This is a genomic window from Halorubrum ruber (genome assembly GCF_018228765.1).
Taxonomy (GTDB): domain Archaea; phylum Halobacteriota; class Halobacteria; order Halobacteriales; family Haloferacaceae; genus Halorubrum; species Halorubrum ruber.
Map to the genome: position 1 here is coordinate 1866287 of NZ_CP073695.1, position 25992 is coordinate 1892278.

The following is a 25992-nucleotide window of genomic DNA, read 5'->3' on the forward strand; positions in this document are numbered from 1 at the left end:
GTGCGTGGATTTAACCCGGCCGCCGGCGGACCCGAGCGCATGATCGAGGCCTCGGGGCTACGGAAGACCTACGGCGACTTCGCGGCCGTGGTCGACAGCGACTTCGCCGTCGACGAGGGCGAGGTGTTCGGGATCGTCGGCCCGAACGGGGCCGGGAAGACGACGACGCTCAAGATACTCGCCGGCCTCGTCGAGCCGACCGAGGGCGAGGTGACCGTCGCCGGGTTCGACGCCTCGGACCCCGAAATGCGGCGCCACCTCGGGTTCCTGCCGGAGGAGTCGCCGTTGTACGAGGAGATGACCGCGCTGTCGTACCTCCGCTTCTTCGCCGACCTCTACGACGTGCCCCGGGAGGTCGCCGACGAGCGGATCGAGGCCGCGCTCGACCGCCTGGAACTGGACCACCGCGAGCGCCGCCTCGGCGACGTCTCGAAGGGGATGAAACGGAAGGTCGCCATCGCGCGCTCGCTCGTCAACGACCCGGACGTGCTGGTGTACGACGAGCCCGCCTCCGGGCTCGACCCCGTGACGACGAACTCAGTGCTGGCGTTCACCCGCGAGCTCCGCGAGACCGGGAAGACGGTCGTCTTCTCCGCGCACAACCTCTACCACGTCGAGTCCGTCTGCGACCGCGTCGTGGTGATGAACGAGGGGCGGATCGTCGCCCGCGGGAGCGTCGACGGGATCCGCGAGCGACACGGCGAGACGACCTACCGCGTGTTCACGGACGTCGAGCCGACCGCGACGCCGGCGCTCGCGGACCTCGACGCGACGACCGAGGAGGTCGGCGACCGCTTCCGGACGGCGGTCCCGAGCATGGACGCGGTCGCCGCGGTCCGGGAGGCCGTCGGCGACGCCGGCGGCGAGGTCGTCGACATCCGGAGCCGCGAGCCGAGCCTCGAAGACGTGTTCCTCGACATCGTCGGCCGGCCGATGCCCGGGCGGTACACCGGCGACCTCGGCGGTGACGGAACCGAAGCTGCGAGCGACGCCGACGGCGATGGCGACGGCGAGGCCGACGGCGACGAACCGGAAACCGAAACGACGGAGGCGGCGACCACGGAGGCGACCGAGTGATCGACAGGTTCCGCCGCGTCGGCCGACGGCTCGCGGTCGGCGTCCGCCGCGTCCTCCGGGTCGCCAGGTGGGAAACCGCCCGCGCGTCCGGGGGTGTCGACCGCCGCACGCTCGCGGCGGGCGTCGCCCTCCTCCTCGTCGCCGGCGGCGTCGTCGGCGTCGGCGTGGCGACGGGCGTCGCCGGCCTCGACGTCGACCAAGACGTGTACCGGGTCGGCGTCGACGCCGAGTCGCCGTACGCGGACGCGATCGAGGACGCGCCGTCGCTGCGCCCGGTCCCGGCCGGGTCGGCGTCGCTCGGTGACCCCGCCGATGCGGTCGTGGTGACCGTGGTGGAACCCGGCTCCGGCGACGACGGAGTGATCGACGCCGCCGACGTCGAGGAGGTCGTCGTCCGCGCGAGCGACACGCGGAAGGGCGAGGCGGCGGCCGCGTCGGTCCGCGAGGCCGTCGCGTCGCACAACGAGCGGCTGATGCGCGCCGAGCCGAATCAGACTGCCGCCTTTCCGGTCGTCGTTTCGCTCCGGTACGTCGGCCGAACGTCCGGCGTCGATGACGGCGCCACGCTCGGCGGGAACGACGGCGGCTCGACGAGCGGTTCGGGCGGAGGGAGCGACGGCGGGAGCGACGCGACCGACTCCGACGGAGATGGCAGCGGTACCGACGCGGACGATACCGGATCTACTGAGTCCTCCGCGCCCGACTCCAATGGGGATGCCGACGCCGATGGCCCGTCCGGAGACGAGAGGACGAGCGGCGGGTCCGACGAGACCGACGGCGACGGCGACGGAAGCGCGACGGACGCCCCCGACACTACCGATGACGGCGCGGAGTCGGACGACGGCGGCTTCGCGGTGCCGTCCATCGGTGGCGCGGCCTTCGGCGCGAACACCGTCGGCTCGCCCGGGTCGATCACGCCGCCGTTCCCGTTCACATCGCTGCTGTTGGCGTTCGCCTTCCTCGTGCCGATGAACTTCCTCATCCAGGCGTACGGCTCCTCGATCCTCGACGAGCGGACGAACCGACGCGGGGAGCCGCTGCTCGTCACGCCGCTGTCGCCGGCGGAGATCGTCGCCGGCAAGACGCTCCCGTACGCGGCGGCCGCCGCGGTCGTCACGAGCCTCATCGCGCTCCTCGTCGGCGGTGGGGCGCTCTCGGTGGTCGCGGTGGCGCCGGTCGCGGCGACGTTCCTCGGGGCCACCTTCGTCGGCGCGATGTTCGCGCGCTCGTTCAAGGAGCTCACCTTCGTGACGGTCGGCGTGAGCGTCCTGCTGACCACCTACGCGTTCGTGCCGGCCATCTTCACGAACGTGACGCCCGTCGCGCTCGTCTCGCCGCTGACGCTCGTCGTCTTCGACCTCCAGGGCGAGGCCGTCTCGGCCGGCGAGGTCCTCTTCTCGACCACGCCGATGGCGGTCGGCGCCGCGCTGCTGTTCGGCCTTGGCCTCGGCGTCTACCGCGAGGAGGACATGTTCTCGCAGAAGCCCGTGACGCGGAAGTTCCTCGACGCGCTCGCGGTGCGGCTCTCCGCTGTCCCGGTCGGCGGGGCGGTCGGCGGCGGGCTCCTCGACCGCGACCGACTCCGCGCGCTCGGCTCGGTCGCCTTCCTCACCGCCTGTACGATCCCCTTCGTGTTCGTCGCGGAACTGCTTGCCGTCGCGGTGCTGTTCGCGCTGCCGGTCACCGTGTCGATCCCGGTGCTGCTCGTGACCATCGCGTTCATCGAAGAGGTCGCCAAAAGTATCGGCCTCTACGCCGGCTTCGAGCGCGGCGTCTTCGAGCGGACCGATCGGGTCGCCCTCGCGGTCGGTCTCGCCTCCGGGACCGGGTTCTTCCTCGCGGAGAAGGCGACCGCGGTCGTTCAGGCGGTGGGGCTCACGGAGCTCTTCCTCGGGCGCGCCGCCTTCGCCGACGTGTCCGGGTTCTCCGGGCTGCCGCCGCTCGCCCTGGCGGCGCTGTTCTTCGCCCCGCTCATCCTCCACGTCGCCGCGACGAGCGTCGCCGCCCTCGGGGCGCGGCGCGGCCGGACCGCCTACGCGCTGGCGCTTACGCTGGCGACGCTGGGCCACGCCGCGTACAACGTCGGGGTGGTGAGCCTTGGATAGCCGCCTGACGATCGCCGGGCGCGAGCTCGCCGGGCTGCGCGCGGAGAAGACGATCCTGCTCGCGATCGGGATCCAGCTGTTCATCGCGACCTTCTCGTCGTTCCTCGTCGTCGGGCTCGTCTCCATGTACGACCCGGGCGCGCTCGACGGCGCGGAGATCGAGGTCGCGGCCGCGGGCGACGCGGTCGACGACTTAGAGCGCGCCGCGAGCGAGGTCCCGGGCGCCTCGGTCACGCCGTACGACGACGCGGACGCCGCGCGGAGCGCCTTCGACCGGAACGCGGCCGATGCGGTGGTGGTCACGACCCGCACGGAGAGCGGGCGGGTGTCGACCGCCGTCACCGCCCCGGACTCAACCGTGGAGACGACGGTGATCGTGGTGCAGCTGCGCGAGCTGCTGCGGACCTACGAGCTGAACGAGCGCGACGCCCGCGCCTCGTACCTGGAGGAGTCCCCGCTCCCCCTGCCCGACCGGAGCGACACCAGCCCGTACTTCACGTTCACGTACACCGTGTTGATCCCCCTGCTCGTCTTCCTCCCGGTGTTCATCTCGGGGTCGCTGATCGTCGACTCGATCACGGAGGAGTTGGATCAAGGAACCATGGAGCTGCTCCGGGTCGCGCCCGTCACGCTCGCCGAGATCGTCGACGGGAAGGCCGCCGCGGCGATCGGGATCGCTCCGGGCCAGGCCCTGCTGTGGCTACTCCTCCTCGAGGCGAACGGCACCTCGGTCGCGAACGTCGGCCCGATCTTGGCGCTGATGACCGCGCTGACGACGCTCGTCGTCGCGGTCGCGGTCGGCATCGCGGCCGTCGCGCCCGACCGGCAGGCGGCCCAGCTGCTCTACTCGGTGGCAGTCCTCGTGCTGTTCGGCGGCGCGACGGCGATGGCCGGCGGCCCCGCGAACGCGGTGGCGCGGCTCGCCATCGACAGCGCGGACGCGACGACCGGCGTCCTCGTGGTCGCGTACGCCGGCATCGCCGCGGCCGCGTACCTCGGCGTGCGGCGCGTCGTCGCGGTCGAGGGGTTCGGTCGCTGAGTGGGTCGGGCGCCTGGCGGTCGGGTCGCCGAGGGCTCGTCTCGCTCCTATCGACCGAACTCGTCGCCGAACCGCTTCGCGGTCGGGAGGCCCCAGCCGCGAGCGACGGCGACGAGCCGGAGGCCGACCGTCACCGCCGCACACGCCGCGGCCGCGACCCCCGAGGGGCCGCCGAGCGCGCCGACCAGCCAGTACGCGACGCCGCCCAGCACGGCGCAGCTCGCGTAGAAGTCCTCGAAGAGGATGAACGGCGCGCGGTCGAGGAGGATGTCGGCGAGCGCGCCGCCGCCGACGGCGTTGATCGTCGCGACCGCGACGACGCCGAACGCGGACACCCCCGCATCGGTCGCGACGATGGCGCCTGTCGTGGCGAAGGCGGCGAGGCCGACGGCGTCGGCGACGAGGGTCACCGGGTGTTCGTCGGGGGAGGCGAGCCACGCGCTCAGCCCGACCGCGAGGGCGACGCCGACGAGCCCCAAGATGATCTCGACCGGCGAGCGCAGCGCGAGCGGGACGCGCGCGACGAGGAGGTCGCGGGTGACGCCGCCGGCGAACGCCATCGCCAGCCCGACGACAGCGACGCCGAAGAGGTCGAACTCCTCGCGGACCGCCTTGCTCGCGCCGACGAGCGCGAACGCGACGAGCCCGACCGTGTTCATCGCGGCGAACGGGTCGCCGAACAAAAGCGAGAGGACGCCCCCGGTCATCCGCCGAACGCCCCGAGGCTCGACTGGAGCTCCCGCTCCGGCACCGCGTCGGTCAGCTCGTAGCCGACGAGGTCGCGCGCGTCGACGGCGTACGTCGAGCCGCCGCGGTCGAGAACGATCACTCGGCCCTTCCAGCCGCGGACGGTCCCCGCGGCCATCGTCTCCGCGACGGGTCGCTCGTCGAGGTCGAGCCCGTAGTCGAACTCGTACCGCTCGATCGGGTCGAACCGGTCGAGCAGCGCCTCCCACGCGGCCTCGTCGACCGCGCGCCCGAACCCGTCGAGCTTCGTCGGAACGCGGACGCGGTCGACGAGGTGGTCGCCGGCCGCCAGCTCGGCCTCCACCTCGCGGGCGATACGCCCGTTCGGGAAGGTCCGGATATGGGCCGCGCGGTCGGCGCCCTGCTCGCGGAGGCGAGTACCCAGTCGCCACTCCTTGGTGACGCCGACTTTCAGCACGTCGGGCGCGAACGCGGCGAGGTACATCGCGTGCGTCTCGTGGCAGTCCATCTCGTCTTTCAGGCACGTCCCGGTGCACCGCGCGCACACCCAGACGTGCGAATGGTCGTCACAGTACGGCGCGTCCGCGGCGTCGCAGGCGATATGATCGCCTTCGTGGACCGTCCCCGCACAGCGTCGCTCGCCGAGACCGAAGGCGAGCTCGGTGCCCGGGCCCGCGTCCACGAAGTCGACGGTCCCGCCGCTCGCGACGTAGAGCCCGCCCCCGATCGGTCCGTCCGCCTCGGGGATCGGATCCCGTTCCGAGTCGCCGTCCGCGTCCGGCGAGCCGCTCGCGACGTCCGTCTCGTAGCCGACGACCTGCACGCCGCGATGTAGGGGAAGGCGGGGCTTATAGGCGTCGTCGACCGTTTCTCTCGCTGCCTTCCGAGGGGTGAGCGCGCCCGCCGAGGAGTTTTCCCCGCGGGCACCGCAGACGCGACCATGCTCGACGCGGCGCTCGCGACGGCGACGACGGACGACGGGGTGGCGCTATCGTTACGGATCGAGAACGCGGGCGCGGATCCGGTGACGCTCCAGTTCCGGACCGGCCAGCGCGCGGAGTTCACCGCGTACCCGGCGGACGAGGACGCAGAGGGCTCAGCCGAGGGCCGGGCCGATCCGGTCTGGCGTTACGGCGCGAGTCAGATGTTCACGCAGGCGCTCGGGAGCGAGACGATCGGCCCGGGCGAGGCGGTCGGTTACGAGGGGACGTGGCGGGACCCGCCCGCGGGGACCTACCGAGTCGTGGGCGAGGCGACGGCGACGGACCGCGACGTGCGCGCAGCGGCGGTCGTCGACGTGGAGTGAGCCGGAATCAGGCCTTCCAGCGACCCCTCTCGACCGAGATTTATAATCACGACCGAGATTTATAAGTAATACCCGCGCGGGCTGACGGGTATGCGCACGGCAGCCCTCCCCCCGATCGTCGCCGCGGTCGTCGCGCTCGCGGTCAGCGGAATCAGACGGCTCTCGCCGATCCTCCTCGAATCGCCCGTCTCGCTCCCGTCCGCCGAGACGCTCTCGACGTACCTCGTAAGCGCCCAGTTCACGGCGTTCCTGTTGGTGTACGGCCTGCTGTTCGGCGCCGCGCTCCTCGCCGGCCTACGGGACACCGACGTCTCCGCCACGTCGACCGCGCTGGCGACGGGCGCGAGCGCGACCGGCTCGTTCCTGCTCGGTTCGGCCGCCGTCCTCTGGTACCTCAGTCCGGACCGCGGCCCCGTCGTCACCGCCGTCTTCGCGCTCGGCGCGAGCCTCGGCGTCGGGATCCAGTTCGCGGTGGTCGCGTACGCCGGAGTCTCGCTCGGCGGGCGCCGCGGTGAGGGACCGAGCCCGACCGTGCCCTGACCCCGGCGAGTCGGACCCCCGCGCGACTACGACGAGCCCGCCCCTTCGCCCCGCGCCGCGCTCCCGCCGTGGACCGCGCGCTCGACCGCGGCCGCGAGTTGCTCCCGCGTGCGGTGGCTGACCTCGGCGTCCGTGTCGACCTCGATCAGGTGCGACCCCGCCTCCTCGTGGGCCCGAGACACGACGGCGGCGACGTCGTCCGCGACCGCTTGCGCGCGTTCGGCCGGGCTCTCGCCGCGGTCGGCGAGTGCGTCGGATCGCGCGTCGATCCGCTCGTAGTCGAGGCCGTGAAGCTCCGCGAGCGGCTCGAAGTCGAGCCCGTGTGGCGTTTTGAACGACTCGGTGAACGGCGGCTCGAACGACTCGATCGGGAGCTTGTGGAAGATGCCGCCGCCGTCGTTGTTGACCGCGACGACCGTGACGTCGACGTCGCAGCGGTCGACCGCGAGCAGCCCGTTCGAGTCGTGGTACAGGGCGATGTCGCCGACGACGAGCGTGAGGTCGTCGGTCGTCCCGCTGCCCGCCCCGAGCGCGCTGGAGACGATGCCGTCGATCCCGGAGACGCCGCGGTTACCGAGCGCGGTGATGTTCGCGGTCGTGGACCCGACGAACCGGTCGAGGTCGCGGACGGGCATCGAGTTGGAGACGAACAGCGTCGCCGGGTCGGGGAGCGCGTCCGCGACCGCGCGGAGCGCGTCGCCCTCGTGGAAACCGGAGCGGAGCGAGTCCGACTCGCCGGCAGCGACCGCCTCGTCCAGCTCCTCCGCCTCGCGGCCGTGAACCGCCTCGGCGACGCGGTCCGCCTCCTCCCACTGTGAGCGCCAGTCCGGATCGCCGCTCCCGCCCCCGACGAGCCGAGAGAGACGAGCGCAGAGCCGGCTCGGCTCGGCGACGACGAGGTCGGTCGCGGCGAACTCGGCCTCGCGCCAGCGCCCGGCGGGGTCGACCTGGTACTGGTCGGCGCCGGTCCCGGCGAGGTACTTGCGGAGGCGCTTCGAGGTGGGCGAGGCGCCCAGCCGGAGGACGAGGTCCGGGTCGGCCCACTCGCGCGCCGCCTCCGCCGCGTCGGCGTCCCCGTCCTCACCGTCCGCGAGGTCGGCCGAGAGGTACGCGTCGTAGTTCCCGATAACGGGCGCGACGCGGGTGTGCCCGCCGTACCGGAGCCCGGAGAGCGGGTCGGCCAGCACCGGGAACCCGGTCGCGTGCGCGAGCGCCGTAACCGACTCGGGGTCGATGCCCGGCGGGTCGGCCGGGCCGGCGACGATCAGCCCGCGGTCCGCGTCGCCCAGCTCGGTCGCGAGCGCGCGCAGCTCCTCGTCGCCCGGCTCGGGGGCGCCGGCCGTCACGTCGACGTACGGGCCGTCGCGGCCACGCTCTGCCGCCTCGGGGAGGTCGTCCGGCACGTCGCCCGGGACCGGCGTCGGCTCCAGCGGCTTTTTAAATGGGACGTTGAGGTGGACCGGCCCCTGATCGGCGCCCTCGGCGGTCGCAACGGCGCGGGCGACGGTGGTGCGAAGCGAGCGGAGCGCCCGGTCGTTCGCGGCCGGCTCCGGGAGGTCCTTATAAAAGCGCACGGCGTCGCCGTACAGCTTCTCTTGGTCCGCGGTCTGGTTCGCGCCGGAGTCACGGAGTTCGGGCGGCCGGTCGGCCGTGAGCGCGAGCAGCGGGACGCGGGCCTCGCTCGCCTCCATCACGGCGGGGTGGTAGTTGGCGGCGGCGGTGCCCGAGGTGCAGATCAGCGGCGTCACGCGGCCGGTCCTGCGGGCCCGGCCAAGCGCGAAGTACGCGGCGGAGCGCTCGTCCAACTGGGAGAACACGGTGAGCTCCTCGTGGCCCGCGGCGGCGACAGTCAGCGGCGTCGAGCGGCTGCCCGGCGAGGCGACGACGGCGTCGACGCCCGCGGCGACGAGCTCGTCGACGAGCGCGTTCGCCCACAGGACGTTCCGGTTCGGCGCGGTCATTACCGTCGCTTCGGGCGCCGAGGTAAATACTCCGGCGGGTTCGACCGAGCAGCGAGTGCGTGCGGGGTCGACAGCGGGGTCACTCCGACTCCGCTTCCGACTCTCGCCCGGTCACCTTCCGGATACACGAGGAGCCGAACGGGCCGAGTTCGCCCGCGTCCAACTGGATGAAATGGCCCGTCGAGATCGACGCGCCGCACCGCCGGCATTCGAAGTCGCCCTCGCGGGCGACGACCTGACTGTCGTACTCGACGTAGGTCCCGTTCCGTCGGACCCGCAAACGGGCGCCCTCGCGGTCGATGATCCCGCGCTTCTCGGCCGCGTCGAGGATGTCGCGGGTGAGCGCCGGGCTCGTCGTGATCGTCTCGATCCGGTCGACCGCGGCGGCGAGGTCGAGCTCCTCGCGTTCGAGGTGCGCCAGCAGCTCGACGCCGAGCTCCAGCTTCTCCTCGCGGGTCGACGGCTCTGTCACGCCCGGCGAGACGGTGCGATCCCTCTTAAGTCGGCTGGAAGGCGGCGGGGCCTCCAGAAGCGATACGGGTTTCGGCGGCTCCGCGGACCGGCAGATTCACGTCGGCCGGCCGACACCCCGGACCGTGGTCAGATCCCGCGACCGGTCCCGTCGACGCCCCGCCTACCGCCGCCGCCCCAACGAGTTCTACTGGCTGTGGATCGCGGCGACCGCGACGTACGGCGTCGGCGACGTCGTCTCCACGGTCGCCTTCCTCCGGTACGTCCCGACGATCGAGGAAGCGAACCCGGTCGTGCGGTTCGCGCTGGAGTCGTTCGGGCTCTCCGGGCTCGTCGCCCTGAAGATCGCCGTCTACCTCGTCATGCTCTGGATCAGCGTCGAGGGCGCGCGCGAGGGCGACGGCCTGCTGTACTACTTCCCGCCGGTGTTGCTCACGGCGACCGGGACGTACCTCACCGCGAGCAACGTGCGGCTGCTGTGGCTCTCCTGAGGGCTGGAGCGCGCCGTCCCGCCGACGCGGGCCGCTGGCGATCGCCCCCACCGACACCGACTTTCCCGCGCGGCACCCACCTCCCCGCATGCTCTCTGACACCCCCGGGCTCCACCACGTCACGGGGATCGTCGGCGACGCGGGCGCCCACGCCGACTTCTACGGCGGGGCGCTCGGGCTCCGCCTGCTCCGCCGGACCGTGAACTACGAGGACCGCCTCCAGTACCACCTCTACTTCGGCGATGCGACCGGCTCGCCGGGGTCGGTGTTCACCGTCTTCCCCGACCCGAACGCCGACCCCGGGCGGACTGGGAAGCCCGGCTACGAGGCCGTCGCCTTCGCGGTGCCGCCGAACTCGCTCGGCTACTGGCGCGACCGGCTCGCGGACCGGGGCGTCGAGGCGGGGCCGCTCGACCCGGACGCGCGCTTCGGCGACCGCGGGCTGACGCTCGCGGACCCCTCGGGGACGCGGGTCGAACTGGTCGTGACGGAGACTGCCGATCCGGATCCGTGGACGGACGGTCCCGTGCCCGCCGAACGCGCGATCCGCGGGCTCCGCGGCGTGACCGCGCTCCCCGCGGACCCGTACGGGACCGCGAGCATGCTGGAGACGCTCGGCTTCGAGTACGAGGCCGAGTCGGGCGACCGCGTGCGCTACCGCGCGCCCGGAGACCGCGCGACGGCCGTCGACCTGCTCGACCGCGACGCGGCGTATCTCCGGGAGGGGCCGGGAACCCTCCACCACGCCGCGGTTCGCGTCGCGGACCGCGAGACGCTCTTGGACTGGCACGCGCTGTTCCGCGAGCGCGGGTACGACGTCTCGCGCGTGAAGGACCGGCACTTCTTCCACTCGCTGTACGTCCGCGGCCCCGGCGGGCTCCTCGTCGAACTCGCGACCGAGGCCCCGACTCCCGACGGGCCTCTGGGCCCGGGGCTCGCGGACCCCGAGTCGACCGGGCACGCGACGGACCTCTACCTTCCGCCGCGGTTCGAGGCCGATCGCGAGCTGATCGAGTCGCAGTTGCCCGCGTTCGACGGTCCCGCGTCGGAGCCGGAGTGCCCTCGATGAGCCGTCGGATATCCGGCGTCTCCGGCCCGCACGCGGAGGCGACGCTCGTCACCGCAGGCGCCCCGGTCGCGGCCGCCGAGGTCGCGGTCGTGCTGGTCCACGGCCGCGGGGGGACAGCGGAGGGGCTCGTCCGCCTCGCCGACGAGTTCTACCGGTCGGGCGCGACGCTCCTCGCGCCCGGCGCGGTCCGGTCGACGTGGTTCCCGGCCCCGCACGAGGCGCCGCTGTCGGCGAACGAGCCGGCGCTGTCCTCCGCCGTGGACTGCGTCGCCAGCGCGGTCGACGTCGCGCGCGACGCCGGGATCCCACCCGGGCGTGTCGTCCTCATCGGGGTCTCGCAGGGCGGCGCGGTCGTCGCCGAGTTCCTGCGACGCCGACCCGGCCGATTCGGCGGTGCGTTCGTCGTCTCGGCGGCGCTGCCGGGCGAGGACCTCGCGGAAGTTGAGGTCGAAGCGGTCGAGGGAGTGGAGATTGAGGAGGACGGGCCACTCGCCGGGACGCCGGTTTCGCTCGACAGCAGCGAGGAGGACCTGTACATGCCCCCGGAGCGCGTCCGGAAGACCGCGCGCGTCTTCGAGCGCGCCGGCGCCGCGGTCGATCTCCGGATCGACCCGGGCGACGGACACGGTCTCTCGGACGCGACGATGGACCGGATCGGCGAGCGGGTCGACGCGCTGCTCGTCCGTCGCCGTCGGCCCTAAAGAGGAGCGTTCCGTCGCGCGGGGCGACGGTTCGAACGTTCGCCGCCCGACCGCTACTGGATCCGCTCGATCCCGTCGTCTTCGGGCGATTCGAACTCCACCGGACGGCGCGGGAGGTCGTCGACGAACTCCCGGACGATGGTGCGCTCGACGCGCTGGAGCACCTCGCTACAGGTCGACTTCGCGATCCCGACGTGCTCGGCCACCTCGGTGAGCGTGGTCTCCCGGGGCACGTCGTAGTAGCCGCGGTCGACCGCCTCGAAGAGGACCTCGCGCTGGCGCTCGGTGAGCGACCCGCCCGGGTTCACGCGCTGCTGGACGTACTCGACTTCGAACTCCGCGCCCACGTCGCGGAGCGCGTCACCGAACTTCGCGACGCGCTCGTGGTCGCCGGTCACGTCGACGCGGGCGACGCCGTCGCGGATCTCGACCGGCATCTCGATGGGGACGCCCGCCCGGCGGGCGACGGTCTGGAGGAGCGGGACGAGTGCCTCGACCTGAACGGTGACCATTCCGTCGTCCTCGGCCATCACCGACGAGTGGGTGATCGTCTCGTGGTCGTCGATCGCGTCGAGGACCGGGTCCGTGTCGTCCGCGGTGACCCGAACCAGCGCGAACCCCGCGCCGTCTTCGGGCGTCGCGGTCAACACCTGGAACCGCGCGTCCGGGTGTTCTCGCGAGACGTCGCCGACCCACGGGCCGTCCGGAATCGTCACGCGGAGGCGTGCCTGTGCCATACCCGTGAATTCGGCGTCACGGTGGAAGTAGCTTCGGCTCCGCGGCCGCCGGAACATGTTCGTCACAAACGACCCGGAGATCGGCTTCGTATCGTCGAAGATGAGCTCCGAACCCGGCGATCAGGCGGCGGTCGAACGGGCGGTGGCCGAGCGGACGGACGCGCCGACCGACGGGGAGACAGTCTCCCTCGACGTCCGGGCCCTCGGGCCGCCGAAGCCGCTGCGCGAGACGCTCGAACGCGTCGAGACCCTCGGTGACGGCGACGTCTTGGTCCAGTACAACGACCGGACCCCGAAGTTCCTCTTCCCGCGCTTAGAGGACCGCGGGTTCGCGTACGCGGCAGTCGAGACCGACGCGACCGACGCGGTCGTCACGGCGATCTGGCCGGCGGACGGCGAAACGGCGAGTTCGGGCGAGGGGGCCGGCGAGGGTGACCGGGCAAGCGAGGGCGACGCGACCGCGACCTAACGATCGAGCGATTTCGGGAGTGGGTATCTCAGATCGGCTGCCGCGATATTTTATTTAAATAACTACGAGTGACGGCGACGAGAGCTTATAACTGTCAGGCGGTGGCGCGCCCCGGTGAGCGGCCCGGAGGGCCGCGAACCGACGGCGCGAGGGAGTCGCTGGCGGCGACCGCCGCCAGCGACGAGGCTGGGGAGGTGTGAGGTGCTGTGCGGTTGCGGTGCGGGGTGGGACTCAAAGGGGCAGTCGCGAGGGCGAAGCACGCCGCAGCAAGCACCGAAAGGAGCGAGTGAAACGAGCGACTGAGGAGCACAGCAAGGCGCGCGAGCCGTCGCGACTGGGGCTTTGAAGGCGTTCACCACAGCAGCGTCGATCATTTATAAACAGCCGACAGCAACACCGCGATTCGGTATATAAACACCCACGCCATCATACTGAGCGACGTACGACACGTACTCCCGCACTCGATCAAGAAGCGGCTCCGATCGACTTGCTGTTTCAGGTGAAAGTCTATCTGAAGAACAGGATTTCAACAGAGCCGTGAACCCGTACCGCGCGCCGCTACGTTCCACGCAGCGCCCGCCACTTCGCGGCGACGAACCCCGCCAGAATGAACGCGAACCCGACGACGGCCGCGGGCGTCACTTCCTGCCCGAGGACGAACCAGCCCGCCAGCGCCGCGAACACGGGGATCACGTACTCGATGAAGCTCATCTCGATGGGGCCGAGGTCGTCGAGGAGCGTGAAGTACAGCAGGAACCCACCGACGCCGGCGACCGCGGAGAGGTAGGCGACGGCGCCGAGCGCGGACGGAGTCCACGTGGCGGCCGCGAACGACTGACCGGGGAGCGCGAGCACGGCGGCGTGGAGGACTCCCGCGCCGACCGCCATCATCCACGCCTGCGTGGAGAGGAACGACATCGACGGCGACCGGCTGTGGGTGACGACCGCGGCGACGGCGAACGCGAGCGCTGACGCGAGCACGAGCGCGACGCCGAGGACGCTGTCCGCGAGGTTCGCGGGGTCGGGGTCGGCGATGACGACGACGCCGACGAACCCGAGCGCGACGCCGAGCGCGGTGGCGGCGGTGAACTCCTCGTCGGTCGTGACGAGCCGCGTGAGCGCCGGGGTCACCACGGGGACCAGCCCCAACAGCACGGCGGCGACGGCGCCCGTGACGTACCGCTGGCCGGCGAAGAGGAACGCGTGATGGGCGCCGATGATGAGGGCACCGCCGACCAGCACGTAGACGTAGTCGTCCCGAGTCCGGGGGCGGACATCCGCACCGGTGGCGAGGACGGCGCCGAACAGCAGCGCGGCGGCGACGTCGAAGCGCACGGCCGCGAACGGCACCGCGGGGAGGTCCGCGAGGCCGACGTCCGTCGCCATGAACGCCGTTCCCCAGACCGCACACAGCAGCACGAAGCGGCCGGCCGTCCGGTAGCGACTCATTCACGAGGAGGTCGCCGTCGACAGCGAAGTACCCGTCGAACCAGTCCGGGTATCGCCCGCTGCGACCGCTGGGGAACACGTTCGGGGACGGCCCCAAACGGGTCGGGATCGTAGCGGAACGTAAGCGATGTTCGACGACCTCGACACGGACCGGCGGCCGCTGGTCCTCGTCTGGGAGGTGACGCAGGCCTGCGGGCTCGCGTGTCGGCACTGCCGGGCCGACGCACGGCCGCAGCGGCACCCGGACGAGCTGACGACCGCAGAGGGGAAGCGACTGCTGGCGGACGCCGCCGCGTTCGGCGACGGGCAGTTAGCCGTCCTCTCGGGGGGCGACCCGCTCGCGCGCGACGACCTCACCGAGCTGGTCGCGCACGGCGACGACCTGGGCCTCCGGATGACGATCACGCCGAGCGGAACCCGGTCTCTCACGCCGGAGCGCGTCCGCGACCTCGGGGACGCGGGGATCGCGCGGATGGCGCTCAGCCTCGACGGCTCGACCCGGGAGCGCCACGACGCGTTCCGCGGCGAGGAGAGCTTCGCGGACACGGTCGCGGCCGCCCGCGCCGCCCGCGACGCCGGGATCCCGCTCCAGGTCAACACCACCGTCTGCGCGGACACGGTCGACGACCTCCCCGCGATCCGCGACCGCGTCCGCGACATCGGCGCCGTCCTCTGGAGCGTCTTCTTCCTCGTCCCGGTCGGTCGCGGCCGCGTCCTCGACCCCGTCTCGCCCGAGCGCGCCGAGGAGGCGATGGCGTGGCTCCACGAGGTCTCGGAGGAGGAGCACTTCGGCGTCAAGACGACCGAGGCGCCCTTTTACCGCCGCGTGGGTATCCAGCGGGCCGAGGCGGGGGCGCCCGACGGGGCCGCCCAGCGACGGGGCGGGGTCACGGCCGGGCGCGGGTTCGCGTTCGTCAGCCACACGGGCGAGGTGTACCCATCGGGGTTCCTCCCCGAATCGGCCGGGAACGTGCGCGATCGGTCGGTCGTTGACGTCTACCGCAATTCTGACCTCTTTGAATCCCTCCGCGACCCCGACGGCTTCTCGGGGAAGTGCGGCGCCTGTGAGTTCCGCCACGTCTGCGGCGGGAGCCGGTCGCGCGCCTACGCCGTCACCGGCGATCCGACCGGCAGCGACCCGCTGTGCCCGTACGTCCCCGAGGGGTACGACGGGCCGCTTCCGGAACGGCAGCGCGGCGCGGGCGAAGATGGCGACCGACCGGAGCCGGCGGACTGAGTCGCGCCGCCGGCGACCGAGCGCTCGGCGTCCGGGCTCGGCCTCAGGCGTATGCCTCGAACTCCTCGCCGAACGCGAGGAAGTAGCCGGTCCCGACGACGCCGATGACGGCCGCGACGGTGAACGCGATTTCGGGGCTGACGAAGTCCCACAGATACCCGCCGAGCGCGGCGCTCGGGATCACGATCGTGTTCCGGATCAGGTAGTACGTCCCGGTGACGCGGCCGCCGGTTCCCCGTTCCGCCGGCCCGACGATCAGCGCCTTGTGCGACGGGAGCCCGGCGAACCGCAGACCGGAGAACGCGAAGACGGCGATCATGACGGCCCAGAGCGGCAGCGCCGACCCCGCCAGCGTCGGCGCGTAGATCAACACGACGGGGAAGACGGCGTACACCGCGAAGCCGACCGCGACCACCGGCTTCAGTCCGACGCGCTCCGCGAGCTTCGAGGCGGGGACCATGATAAGCAGCGCGACGAGCATCTCGACGCCGAGGAGGTAGCCGAAGAACGCCTGCGGAGAGAGGTCGACGGCGTAGGAGAAGCCGGCGAGCGCGACGGTGGCGTCCAGCCCGACCTCGAAGAACTGCGTGACGACGAGGACGAAGAACACGTACACCATCCCGTTCGCGAACCGGACGAGCGTGTCGCCGACGAGCAGCGGCCGGAGGGGTTCCGGCATCTCGCGGAGGTCCCGCCGAATCTGGTCGAGCCCCGCGAACGAGTCGCCGAGGGAGTCGCCGCTCGCGTCGTAGAGGACGTGCTGGACCGCGGTTCCGAGGACGCCGAAAACGACCGCGACCGCGAGGACGTACTGGAAGCTCACGGTGAAGTCGGCGCGAAGCCCGATGAGGACGGCCGCCAGCACCGGCCCGACGAGGAACGCCGTCCGCCGGAACGTCTCCGTGCTGGCGAACCCCGCGGCCAGCCGCGAGGGGTCCGTCGCCTGCTTGACCACGGCGAACGTCGCGCCGAGGCCGAACGACTTCCACGCCTGCGCGAGGACGAGGCCGACGAAGATCCAGACCCACGGCTCGAGGGAGACTCCGGCGACGGTGATCGCGCCGATCCCCGGAGCGACCAGCCAGACGAGGAAGCCGAGCGTCGAGAGGAGCCCGAACAGCGTCAGCGCGTAGCGCGACCCGATCCGGTCCGAGACCGCGCCGCCGGGGTACGGGTACAGCGCCGAGATGACGTTGCCGAACGTGCCGAACAGGCCGACGACGAACCCGGACGCGCCGAGCGCCACCATGTACTCCGGGAGGTACCGATTCGTCATCTGGAATCCCAGACTGAACGCGAACATCGCGACCGATAAGACGAGGACATCTCGCTCTAAGGCAAAGAACCGCCTGAACGCGTCGAGCGCGCCGGACCCCTCCGCCTCGGTACCCGTCGGGTCGTCGCTCACGCGTCGTCCCCCGATGTCGCGAGACGGTCGCGGTCGTCGGCTCCGATCCGAGCCGGCGGTGCGAGGGCAGCGGTCATACCCGACCTCCGGTGCGAGCCGACAAAAATCCGACTCCGTAATTCGGGGTCCGGTTCTGTCTCTCGGTATCCGCCTCCGTCAGTCGGACTCCGCCTCGGCCGACCGGACGAGCGCGCGCAGCTCCTCGATAGAGTGCGGCTCGATCGGTTCGCGCGTCCCGTCGCTCGTGTAGAACAGGCTCGTCTCGACCGCCTTCTCGGGGAACCACTCGTCGAGGACGTGGTAGTAGACGCTGAGCTGCTTTTTGTACTCCGACTGGGCGCGCCGCGTCGCGTCCGTCTTGTAGTCGATCACCTCGACCCGGTCGGCAGTCACGTGGACGAGGTCGACGATTCCCGAGACGGTGACCCGGCGGCCGTCGACGTCGATCGGGAGCGTCACCGGCTCCTCGACGTGTTTCTCGCCCGACAGCCCGTCGAGCAGTTCGACGATCCGCCGCTCGTGGTCGTTCGACGGCGTCTCGTCGTCGCCGAGGGCGTAGGCTTCCGCGAAGTCGTGGACGCGCGAGCCGAAGTCCATTCCCCGCGTCTCGGGTTCGGATTCGTGATCCGGGCCGGCCTCCCGACGCTCTCCGGCCTCCTCGAACACCGACTCGTCCATCAGCGAGTGCGGTGAGTGACCGATCGGCCCGTCCGGCGCCGTCACCGCGAACGGCAGCTCCGCGTCGCCCGGCTCGCCGCGGTCGAGCGGCTCGACGTCCGGTTCGATCTCCTCGACCGCGACCGGGAGCTCCTCGAGGAACGTGTTCGGGTCCTCCCCGGCAGCGAACACGACGTGGCTCTCCGCACGCGTGACCGCGACGTACAGCAGCCGCCGCTCCTCGTCGTACTCGCGCGGCAGACAGCGCCTGATGACGTCGTGCCGCCAGTTGTCGTACACGTGCGGGTGAGCGCCCTCCTCCGAGTAGATCTTCCGCTGTCGGAGGCCGACCGGGTCGCGGTACCCTATCACGCTCGATCCGCCGCTCCGCGGCGGGAAGCGCCCCTCGTTCATGTTCGCCATGACGACGATCGGGTACTCCAGCCCCTTCGCCGTGTGAATCGTCTGAACGGTCACCGCGTCGTCGCCCGCGGTCGCGCGGACGTCGACGGTGCTGCCGGTCTCGACGCCGCGCTCGATGTGCCGGATCAGCTCCCCGCGGGTCGCCGTCGTCGAGTCGTGGACGGACTGGAGCGTGTGGAGGAGGACGTCAGCGACGTCGCCCGCGTACCCGTAGCGGTCGAGGACGCGGCGCGCCACCGCGCCGACCGACTCCAGTTCGCGGAGCTCGTCGCGGAACTCCGTCGGCTCGGTCGGGTACGTCCCCGTCTCAAGGGCGTGATCGATCTCGTCGAACGCATACCCGGCCCGTTCGAGTACCACGGCCCAGCCGCGGTCGGCGTCCGACTCTAAGATTCGGAGCCACGCGAGCAGCAGCTTCGCCGGGTCGGTCCGAAACAGCTCGACCCCGCCGTCGTAGGCCACCGGGAAGTCGTACTCGGCGGCGACGTCGAGGAGCTCGCGGCCGTAGTCCCGCGTTCGCGTGAACACCGCGATATCCCCGTACTCCGGCGGACGCGGCTCGCCGTCCTCGCCCTCGACGGCGTAGTCGTCGTTACCGACTATCTCCTGGACCTTCGAGAGGACGGCCTCGTGTTCGTCCTCGTGGCGGATCCCCTCGACGACCGTGTTGTCGAAGGCGGCGTTCGAGGAGAGGGCGACGACGTCGTCGAGGCCGGTCCCGACTGTGTCGCCGCTCGACGCCGGCGTCACGATCGCTCGCTCGGAGAGGTCGATGACGGACTCGGTGGACCGGTAGTTCTCCCGCAGTTCGATCCGGGTCGGGTCGGGGGAGTCGAAGGGGACCCGATCCGCGTCGGCGTTGAGGTCGGCGGCGAACCGCTCCAGCCGCGCTTCGAACTCGAGGATGTTGTCCACGTCCGCGTACTGGAACGAGTAGATGCTCTGCTTCCAGTCGCCGACGACGCAGAAGTTTTCAGTTCCGGAGAGCAGCAACGCGAGCTTGAACTGGACCTCGCTCGTGTCCTGGAACTCGTCGACTATCACGTACTCGAACGTCGCCGCCTCCCGGGCGCGCTCGTCCTCGCACAGGAGGACGAACGCGAACAGCTGGAGGAAGCTGAAGGATAGGTAGTTGCGACGCAGCGCGAACCTGAGGTACTCGACGTACACGTCGTGAACGAACGCCTTGAGCCCGTCGCGCTCCTCGTAGAAGACCTGCCGCGCCACGTCGTCGTCGAGCCGCTTCGTCCCGCGGCCGCCGCGGAGCGTCGACTTCGACGGCGCGTCCGCCCGGTACGCCTTGTCCCGGCCGAAGCCGCTCAGGTCCTCGCGCAGCTCCGACTGCTTTCGACCGTCGTTCCGAGGCTGGTTCGCGGCGTCGAACCGCTCCTGGAACGCCTCGAAGTCCCCGTCGAGGTGAGACTCCCCGTCCCGGTACCAGCCGTCGGTCGTCGGGAAGATTCCCTTCGACGCGAGCTCCTCGATCAGGTCGAGCACCTCGCCGGGCGCGGAGAGCGCCCGATAGAAGTCGGCGTGTTCCGGGTGGTCGTCGCGGAAGCCGCCGAAGAACTCGCGGAACCGCTCGGCCTCGATCAGCTCGTCTTCGAGGATCCGCGTCGAGCCCGTGATCCGCTCGTCGAGGCCGAGGTGCGTCGGCGCGGCGTACCCGTGTTCCTGGAGGATCTCGTGGCAGTGCGAGTGGAACGTCCGGATCGGGGCGTCGGCCAGCTCCCGCAGCCCGTACCCGCTGTGGTCGACGATCCGCTCTTTCATCTCCGTCGCGGCACTCCGCGTGAACGTCGCTAAGAGCACGTCCTCCGGTTCCACGTCGGGTCGGTCGACGATCCGCCCGTAGCGACGGGTGACGGCGAACGTCTTCCCCGTCCCGGGACCGGCGTCGACGAGGTACGGGCCCTCCGTGCTCTCGATGAGCTCCCGCTGGACGTCGTTCGGCGTCGGCTCGCTCATCGCTCGTCCCCCAACAGCAGGTCGCGGTTGTCCACGCGCCGGTAGTTCGGCTCGCCGGCAAGCCCGTCGACCGGGAACCGCTCCTCGCCGGCCCGCCGGGCGTTGAGCTCCTCTATGCGCTCGTCGACGAACGCCTCGAAGGCGTCTAAGTCCTCGCGGAAGAACGCCCGCTTGCGGATACCGTTGAACTCTCGGATCGCTTGGTCCACGCCCTTCTCGGCGTCGACGTCCGCGGACGTCGCCGCGTCGACGGCGGCGGTGAACCGCTCGGCGAACTCGGAGTCGCGCAGCTCGTCTCGCTCCGTCGTCTCGGGAAACGTCAGGGGCGCCACGATCTCCTCGTATGCGGCGTAGCCGAGGTCCTCGAACGTCTCTCGGCAGTCGTTGTAGCCGTCCAGCAGCCGCTCGAAGGCCTCCCGGGACCCGATGTACTCGTCGAACGAGATCGGGTGGTAGGTGACCGTCGTGAGCGCGTCGTCGAGGTCGGCGTCGCCCGCGACGGCGTCGGCCATCGGTTCGAGGAAGTGGAAGAACGTGAACTCTATGCGCTCGTCCGGGCGGACCGTCCGGTAGTAGGTCAGGTACAGCGCGGCCTGGAAGTTCGGCGCGTCCGCCGGCGGGTCGAGCGCCGCGCCCTTGACGACCTGCGTGAGCCGCTTCTTGCGGCCGCTCTTGTAGTCGAGAAGCTGCGTCGGCGACCGCACGAGGTCGATCTTCCCCTTCACGCCGAGGGCGTCGTCCTCGAACCAGCGCTCGGTGAGCGGGGAGTCGACCGGCTCGTCGAAGTGCTCGGCGAAGAAGTTCGTTCCCCACCCCGACGCCGGCGTGAGGAACTCGTCCGACTCTGGTCCCTCCTCGTCGAGGTACTCCGTTATCAGGTCCAGGCCGACGCGATACGTCCGGCGGCGGAGCGGCTCGTCGGCGGCCGAGAAGAACGCCTCCGTCTCCGCGAGCATGGCGTCGACGAGGTCGTCGAGGTCGGCCGCCGCGACGACGTCGGGGTGGTTCACGTAGAACTCCGCGAAGTCGTGGAAGAGGTTCCCCTCGACGAACCGCTCCTGGTCGGGGGTGTCGAGGAGCCGCCCGAAGAGGTAGTCCCGCGGGCTGTTGACGTAGCTGTTGAGCGTCGACTGGCTGACCGTCTCGACCGACTGGGGGTCGACCCCGGTCGACTCGCGCTCGAAGCCCGCGCCCGTCGCCCGCGGCCGCCGCCGGTGTTCGACCGAGTCGAGGTCGCTGAACCGCTCGAACTCCTCGTCGAGCAGGTCGCCGAGGTACAGACAGGGGGTGATCGGCTCCCCGCCGGCCGCGTCCTGAACGAGGTAGTACTGCCGGTCGCCGCTCTGGAGCAGGCGCTGGAAGCTCCCGACGTAGCGGTCGAACTGCGCCTCGGTGTCCACCCACGGCCGCTGGGGCGCCGAGTGCGTCCACTCCTCGCCCATGCCGAGGTGGAAGACGACGGGGCGATCGACGTACGCGGAGGACTTCGCGTCGGCGAGGAGGACGCCCTCGTTGTCCCTGTCGACCGGGACCTCGTACGTCTGGAGGTAGTAGGCGAGCCGGTCGACGGCGCCGTCCGTCACGAGTTCGTCGGCGAGGCCGAGGCTCTCCAGCTCCTCGTCGAGCCGGCTCAGTTCCACGCCTGCCTCGGACGCGTACGCGTCGAGCGCCTCCGCGAACGTCCGGTCCTCGAGACGGTCGCGGAACGTTCGCAGCCACTCCACACCCGGTCGGTCGACCGCCGCCAGTCGCCGCTCGCGGTCGGCGATGGGCGCGTCGATCCCCAGCTGCGTGAGGACCGGAGCGGCGTCGCCGACGGTCGTCTCGGATCCCCGGAAGCAGAGCCGGAGGAGCCGGACGAACGCCCTGTGGTGCGGGTCGTCGGCGAACCCCGGACCGCCGTAGAAGGGGACGTCCGCCGCCTCGAACGCGGACTCGACGAGCGAGGAGTACTTCCCGCCGCCGTCGAGGACGACGGCGACGTGCTCGGCGTTGCGCGCCGAGACCGTGTCGAGGAGCGCGGCGACGACGTCCGTCGCCGACTCGAAGACGTGGAAGGGCGGGTGGTCGAACGCCTCGTCGGCGAACAGCTCGACGCGGTCGAACTCCTCCGGGAGGACGCTCCGTTCCAGCTCGGTCAGCTGATCGTGGCCGACGACCGCGACGGACTGATCCCCATTGACCGACCGATCCCCGTCAACGGACCGACCCCCGGCGACCGACCGATCCCCGTCAACGGACCGATCCCCGTTGACCGACAGGTCCTCGTCGACCGTGTACTCGCTGAGTCGCTTCGACGTCGTGCGGAGGGTCCGCATGACGTCGACGACCTCGCGGGTCGCGTCGTCGACGTAGGCGTCGTACTCCAAGATCGCGTCGAGGCGGCCTGTGTGTTCCCAACACTGGAGGACGTTCCCGACGGCGTACGCGACCGCCTTCCAGTCGTGGTCCGTCTCGGTGACCAGCTCGAGGAACGCGCGGCGGTCCTCCGCCTGCTCGCGCCGGCCGGCAGCGAGGCGACGCGGCGTGGTCGCGAACGTCCCGAAGTGCGGGCGGTCGAGGCGGCGGTTGATCGCGCTCGCCAGCGCGGCGTCGGGAGTCACGACGAGGTCGTAGTCGGCGACCTCCGCGTAGAGTGTCTCCGCGGGTTTCGCTCTCCGAATAGGCACGACTACCGCGACCCGGACGAGTCACAAAAAGATAGCGGGGACGCCGCCCTCGATCGTCTCACTCGTACAGCGAACGGTTGCTCCTCATCAGGTGATCTCTTCGATCAGCTCGAATCCATTCTTGAACTGAACGCGGTCGTCGAACCCGTTTCGCGAGAGTACAGAGACGATTCCCTCACCAGCGTCGATGTCGGCTGTCACGATACACGCGAACGCTACGTCGCCCGTGTCGAGACGTTCCGCCGCAACCGCCGCGAGCGCGGTGTCCGCCTTCTCAATCTGATCCTCCCGTCGATTCGACGACCGTGCGATGAACGTCCGCACGTCGTCCATCACCTGCGACACGGTACCGTTCGTGTAGTCCGGTTCGTCAGCGACCGCCACCCACCCCGCATCGATCGCGCTGTTGATCGGGGTCTGGCCCGGTGTACTCCGATCCGGTGCGCCACCGAGTTCGTCGTACACACGCTGTGGAATCACCAACGTGATGTCGTTCCGCCCGGCGAACCGCTCCAGCGCGGTGTACTTGTTGTTCCGCTGGCGGCCCCAGGCGACAAACAGCCCCGTATCCGCGACCCAGAGGACATCCGCCTGTATCGGATCGAATGCCCCACTCATCGCTGCTGCCGTCAGTCCGCTGTCTCCGGCGGTCGCTCGCTGGCACTCCGGATGTCCTCGAAGTACGGGTCGACCGACTCCATGTCGAGGACGACCTCTCGGAGGGCCTGTAAGACGGCGATAGCGAACGCGGGCTGCAGATCGAGTTCACGGGCAGCGACCCGCTCCGACATCTCGCCTTCGGCGTAGGGGATCGCGTACGTTAGTGCGGCCGCGAGCTTTCCCAGACCGTGCTTTTCGAGCAGGAGATCGAGATCCCGATCGCGGGGTGCGCGTCCGATCGCTTCGATGAGGATCGGAGTGACCGTGTATTCGTCCCCGTCGAGGTCGACGGTGAGCGTGATCGGGACCGCCGAATAGACGTGCGTCTTCTGTTCTTCGTCTCGCGTCAATACCCCGAGCTCAACGAGCGTGCCCGTATCGGAGTACGCGGTCGTCCGCGGCATCTCCAACGCGTCAACGACGCCGTCGATCGTGACGCCCCCCTCACGGAGGACGAACGTGTACAGCCGCGCCAGCCGTGGCTCCTCCAACAGCTGGGCCACCGACAGGAGGCCGTTAACGGCGCGCTCAGGCCCCTCGGCGGTTTTTGACATACAATACATAATTCATGTGTTGTGTAATAACGCTTTGGGGCACGTCTCGGAACCGAGACTGAATCGTGTTACACCGACTCGCGTAACGCCCAAACGTCGCTCGCCGGGTCCAGATTCGACGGTTCCGCGCCCCGTGAAGTCAGGATTCCGGCGTGATACAGCACCGCCTTCAGCTGGAACACGGTGGGCGAGTGGTAGACCTCCCCGTCGGTGAGGGGCTCGCGCTGTAACTCCCCGTCGGCGTTCAGGACGCGGCTCCGGACGTCGTCGTCCCCGCGGACGAACAGTTCGACCGTGAACGACGGGTGTAACTCGTGGAGGTACGCGACGACGTCCGGGAGGCTCGGCTCACTGATCCCGTCCTCGTGCATGTGCTGGAGCTCCTCGACGAGCAGCTGCGTCGCCGGATAGTCGTAGACGACGCGCCTCGTGAGCATGCCCCACTTCGGCGCAAGGTCACAGAAGCGCTCCCGCGAGCGCTTCCAGTCGTCGAACGTCGCTATCGCGGCCTCGACCGACCCGTACTCCCGCAGCGCGAACCTGACGACCTCCCGGCCGAGGGGTGTCAGCCGGGGAGAGGCGGGTTGGTCGTCGATGAGGTTCAGGAAGGCCGCCCCCGTCCGGGCGTCGTCGGTGGCGCGCACGACGTGCTCCGCGAGGACCCGTTCCGTGTCGCGCTCGTGGGAGACCGCGAGGGGGTACGCGAGGTAGTTCTTCGGGTGGTTGAGGCCGAACGACTTGCCGGCGACGCCCTGCGCGCCGGCCTGGAACCGGATGGCCGTCGTCTCGGTCGTCGTTCGGTTCCCGACGACGCGCGGCGTTTCGACCGGATCGACGGTGCCGTCGGGGGCCACGCCGAGGACGCCGACGTTGAGTTCGCGAGCGAGGGTTCTGGCGGACTGGGAGACGGTGTCCGCCGGGACCGCGACGTACGCGGCGTTCGCCTCGTGGAGCCGGTCGTACGCCTGAACGATGCCGCGCTCGACGTCGGCGTCGCGCCGGTTCGTGTGGCCCTTCGCTTCGACGACCACCAGCGGCGGGTCGTCGCCGAGGCGGTCCACGGCCAGTAGCTCGTCGCTCAACAGTCGCACGCCGACGAGGTCGGGGTAGCCGGAGCCGACGCGGACGTGGTTGAACGGCGCCAGTTCGTCCGTGATCGCCGGATCGATGGACTCGTTCGCGAGCCACCGGTCGGACGAGAACTGCGTGTCGACGACCGCGTACCCGTCGTCCGCGTCGGCGGGGAACAGACGGCGCTTCGCGTGCGCCAACACGCGCGGTTCCGAGAGCGGCGACGCCGCGCTTGCCATGACGGTCAGATGTTATCACCGGCTCATGAAGATGGGGGTAACGGTGAGCCCGGGAGGAGGATATGGGTCATTATCGCGGTAATCATTACTTCGAGTATGACCTTTTACGACCGGCCGGAGGAACTCGACGCCCTCGACGCGGACGAACCCGAAGGGTAGCGGACTGACCCGGCGGCGCTACTCGACGCCGAGTTCGCGGGCTGCGGCCGCGGAGATGGTGAGTCCGGCGTCGGCCGTAGTCACGCGTTCGTCGATCACGTCGTCGAGCACCTCGCGCAGTTCCGCGATGAACGAACTCGGCCGTTCGACCTGAACGCGCGTCGTCGACTTGTCGGCGTAGTCCAGCCCGCGGTGTCGGACGTAGGTCCGCGCGAACGACCGCCGGACCGGCCGAGGGACGTCCCACACGACCGCGGGCAGGTGGTCGAGCGACGTCTTCGCGCCGGTCGGCGCGCCCATCGCGACGAGACACCGACCGAGGACCGTGCCGTCACACGTGGGGACGACCTCGGTCGCGCGGCCGGGCGTGTCGGCGTTGCGGGTGCGCGTCTCGACGCCGACGCGCTCGAAGGCCGCTCGAATCTCCGCGGCGCTCACGCGTTCTCCCGGTGTCACAGCGGGAACGTAGTTGTCGGCGGGGATGCTCCCGCCGGCGAGGACGTGCGCGAGCAGATCGACGAGCGCGGCGGCCATCTCGCCGTCGGGATCCGGATCGAGCCAGCTGCGGTCGATCGCCGTGTTGATCCCTCGAACCGGATCGGGAACGACGTCCTCGAGCCAGCCGCGGACGCGCTCGGCGGGGAGGTCGAGCGCACGGCCGACGCGCACTCGCCCGGCGGTCGGGTGTTCGGCGGCGTACTCGCGGACGCGGCGGTAATCGAGGACCTTCTCCCACGGGTCCGGATACACGCGATCGCCGTAAGTCCGGGAGAGGGCTTTCGCCGTGGGTTCCATGATCACGGTAATCACGTCAGCGAATTTGA

23 protein-coding genes are annotated in these 25992 nt (G+C 70.7%); 10 read left to right on the plus strand and 13 right to left on the minus strand.

Features of this window, described 5'->3' with window-relative positions:
* Positions 1–39 precede the first annotated feature (39 nt).
* The 3 genes from J7656_RS09255 to J7656_RS09265 are packed head-to-tail and all read left to right on the plus strand — an operon-like array spanning position 40 to position 4221.
* The gene (locus tag J7656_RS09255) at positions 40–1077 is read left to right on the plus strand and encodes an ABC transporter ATP-binding protein (protein ID WP_017343161.1); all 1038 of its coding nucleotides are present in this window, start codon (positions 40–42) and stop codon (positions 1075–1077) included.
* Positions 1074–3182 carry an ABC transporter permease family protein gene (locus J7656_RS09260; protein WP_017343160.1) on the plus strand — a complete coding sequence of 703 codons (2109 nt, stop codon included), beginning with the start codon at positions 1074–1076 and terminating at the stop codon, positions 3180–3182. Before J7656_RS09255 ends, J7656_RS09260 begins: the two co-directional genes overlap by 4 nt.
* Positions 3175–4221 (plus strand): ABC transporter permease, encoded by a 1047-nt coding sequence (locus J7656_RS09265; RefSeq protein ID WP_017343159.1) that lies wholly within the window; start codon positions 3175–3177, stop codon positions 4219–4221. The genes J7656_RS09260 and J7656_RS09265 overlap by 8 nt, the downstream gene beginning before the upstream one ends.
* Positions 4222–4268: 47 nt before the next feature.
* On the opposite strand, the gene J7656_RS09270 is transcribed toward J7656_RS09265, so the two are convergent.
* Entirely contained in the window at positions 4269–4928 is a 660-nt protein-coding gene (locus J7656_RS09270; protein ID WP_017343158.1) for a trimeric intracellular cation channel family protein, read from the minus strand.
* The gene (locus J7656_RS09275; protein ID WP_017343157.1) at positions 4925–5752 is read right to left on the minus strand and encodes a DUF2797 domain-containing protein; all 828 of its coding nucleotides are present in this window, start codon (positions 5750–5752) and stop codon (positions 4925–4927) included. The genes J7656_RS09270 and J7656_RS09275 overlap by 4 nt, the downstream gene beginning before the upstream one ends.
* Positions 5753–5869: 117 nt before the next feature.
* On the opposite strand from J7656_RS09275, the gene J7656_RS09280 reads away from it, so the two are divergent.
* Both J7656_RS09280 and J7656_RS09285 read left to right on the plus strand, forming a co-directional pair.
* Entirely contained in the window at positions 5870–6235 is a 366-nt protein-coding gene (locus J7656_RS09280; protein WP_211553118.1) for a BsuPI-related putative proteinase inhibitor, read from the plus strand.
* 90 nt (positions 6236–6325) lie between these two features.
* Complete coding sequence (locus J7656_RS09285; RefSeq protein ID WP_211553119.1) at positions 6326–6775, plus strand: hypothetical protein; 450 nt, start codon at positions 6326–6328, stop codon at positions 6773–6775.
* A 26-nt stretch (positions 6776–6801) separates the two neighbouring features.
* Here the strand turns inward: J7656_RS09285 and menD are convergent, their stop codons facing one another.
* Both menD and J7656_RS09295 read right to left on the minus strand, forming a co-directional pair.
* Positions 6802–8736, minus strand: coding sequence for a 2-succinyl-5-enolpyruvyl-6-hydroxy-3-cyclohexene-1-carboxylic-acid synthase (menD, locus tag J7656_RS09290; protein WP_211553120.1), 1935 nt, complete (start codon positions 8734–8736; stop codon positions 6802–6804).
* A gap of 79 nt (positions 8737–8815) precedes the next feature.
* Positions 8816–9208: a DUF5830 family protein gene (locus J7656_RS09295; RefSeq protein WP_017343153.1), complete on the minus strand. Its 393-nt coding sequence runs from the start codon at positions 9206–9208 to the stop codon at positions 8816–8818.
* A 124-nt stretch (positions 9209–9332) separates the two neighbouring features.
* Between J7656_RS09295 and J7656_RS09300 the strand changes: the two genes are divergently transcribed.
* The 3 genes from J7656_RS09300 to J7656_RS09310 all read left to right on the plus strand — a co-directional run bounded on the left by J7656_RS09300 (position 9333) and on the right by J7656_RS09310 (position 11468).
* Positions 9333–9698: a DUF5658 family protein gene (locus tag J7656_RS09300; protein ID WP_017343152.1), complete on the plus strand. Its 366-nt coding sequence runs from the start codon at positions 9333–9335 to the stop codon at positions 9696–9698.
* An 88-nt stretch (positions 9699–9786) separates the two neighbouring features.
* Positions 9787–10767, plus strand: coding sequence for a VOC family protein (locus J7656_RS09305; RefSeq protein ID WP_017343151.1), 981 nt, complete (start codon positions 9787–9789; stop codon positions 10765–10767).
* The gene (locus J7656_RS09310; RefSeq protein ID WP_017343150.1) at positions 10764–11468 is read left to right on the plus strand and encodes an alpha/beta hydrolase; all 705 of its coding nucleotides are present in this window, start codon (positions 10764–10766) and stop codon (positions 11466–11468) included. Before J7656_RS09305 ends, J7656_RS09310 begins: the two co-directional genes overlap by 4 nt.
* A 53-nt stretch (positions 11469–11521) precedes the next feature.
* Here J7656_RS09310 and J7656_RS09315 read toward each other — a convergent pair whose 3' ends face one another.
* Positions 11522–12262, minus strand: coding sequence for a helix-turn-helix domain-containing protein (locus J7656_RS09315; protein WP_026046213.1), 741 nt, complete (start codon positions 12260–12262; stop codon positions 11522–11524).
* Here J7656_RS09315 and J7656_RS09320 point away from each other — a divergent pair.
* On the plus strand, positions 12261–12674 hold the full coding sequence (locus J7656_RS09320; protein WP_017343148.1) for a DUF2249 domain-containing protein: 414 nt from the start codon (positions 12261–12263) through the stop codon (positions 12672–12674). The genes J7656_RS09315 and J7656_RS09320 overlap by 2 nt on opposite strands.
* A gap of 558 nt (positions 12675–13232) precedes the next feature.
* Here J7656_RS09320 and J7656_RS09325 read toward each other — a convergent pair.
* Positions 13233–14123: a DMT family transporter gene (locus J7656_RS09325; RefSeq protein WP_017343147.1), complete on the minus strand. Its 891-nt coding sequence runs from the start codon at positions 14121–14123 to the stop codon at positions 13233–13235.
* Positions 14124–14250: 127 nt separating this feature from the next.
* Between J7656_RS09325 and J7656_RS09330 the strand changes: the two genes are divergently transcribed.
* Positions 14251–15360 carry a radical SAM protein gene (locus tag J7656_RS09330; RefSeq protein WP_017343146.1) on the plus strand — a complete coding sequence of 370 codons (1110 nt, stop codon included), beginning with the start codon at positions 14251–14253 and terminating at the stop codon, positions 15358–15360.
* 43 nt (positions 15361–15403) lie between these two features.
* Here the strand turns inward: J7656_RS09330 and J7656_RS09335 are convergent, their stop codons facing one another.
* The 7 genes from J7656_RS09335 to J7656_RS09365 form a co-directional block, all read right to left on the minus strand.
* Positions 15404–16768 carry an MFS transporter gene (locus J7656_RS09335; RefSeq protein ID WP_017343145.1) on the minus strand — a complete coding sequence of 455 codons (1365 nt, stop codon included), beginning with the start codon at positions 16766–16768 and terminating at the stop codon, positions 15404–15406.
* Between the two features lie 156 nt (positions 16769–16924).
* Positions 16925–19816 carry a UvrD-helicase domain-containing protein gene (locus J7656_RS09340; RefSeq protein WP_211553121.1) on the minus strand — a complete coding sequence of 964 codons (2892 nt, stop codon included), beginning with the start codon at positions 19814–19816 and terminating at the stop codon, positions 16925–16927.
* Positions 19813–22485: a PD-(D/E)XK nuclease family protein gene (locus J7656_RS09345; protein ID WP_211553122.1), complete on the minus strand. Its 2673-nt coding sequence runs from the start codon at positions 22483–22485 to the stop codon at positions 19813–19815. Before J7656_RS09345 ends, J7656_RS09340 begins: the two co-directional genes overlap by 4 nt.
* A gap of 87 nt (positions 22486–22572) precedes the next feature.
* Positions 22573–23103, minus strand: a complete 531-nt coding sequence (locus J7656_RS09350; protein ID WP_026046212.1) for a PIN domain-containing protein — start codon at positions 23101–23103, stop codon at positions 22573–22575.
* A gap of 11 nt (positions 23104–23114) precedes the next feature.
* Positions 23115–23699 (minus strand): DUF7437 domain-containing protein, encoded by a 585-nt coding sequence (locus tag J7656_RS09355; RefSeq protein WP_017343141.1) that lies wholly within the window; start codon positions 23697–23699, stop codon positions 23115–23117.
* Positions 23700–23767: 68 nt separating this feature from the next.
* Positions 23768–25009 (minus strand): hypothetical protein, encoded by a 1242-nt coding sequence (locus J7656_RS09360; protein WP_017343140.1) that lies wholly within the window; start codon positions 25007–25009, stop codon positions 23768–23770.
* A gap of 177 nt (positions 25010–25186) precedes the next feature.
* Positions 25187–25963, minus strand: coding sequence for a hypothetical protein (locus J7656_RS09365; protein ID WP_211553124.1), 777 nt, complete (start codon positions 25961–25963; stop codon positions 25187–25189).
* Positions 25964–25992 lie beyond the last annotated feature (29 nt).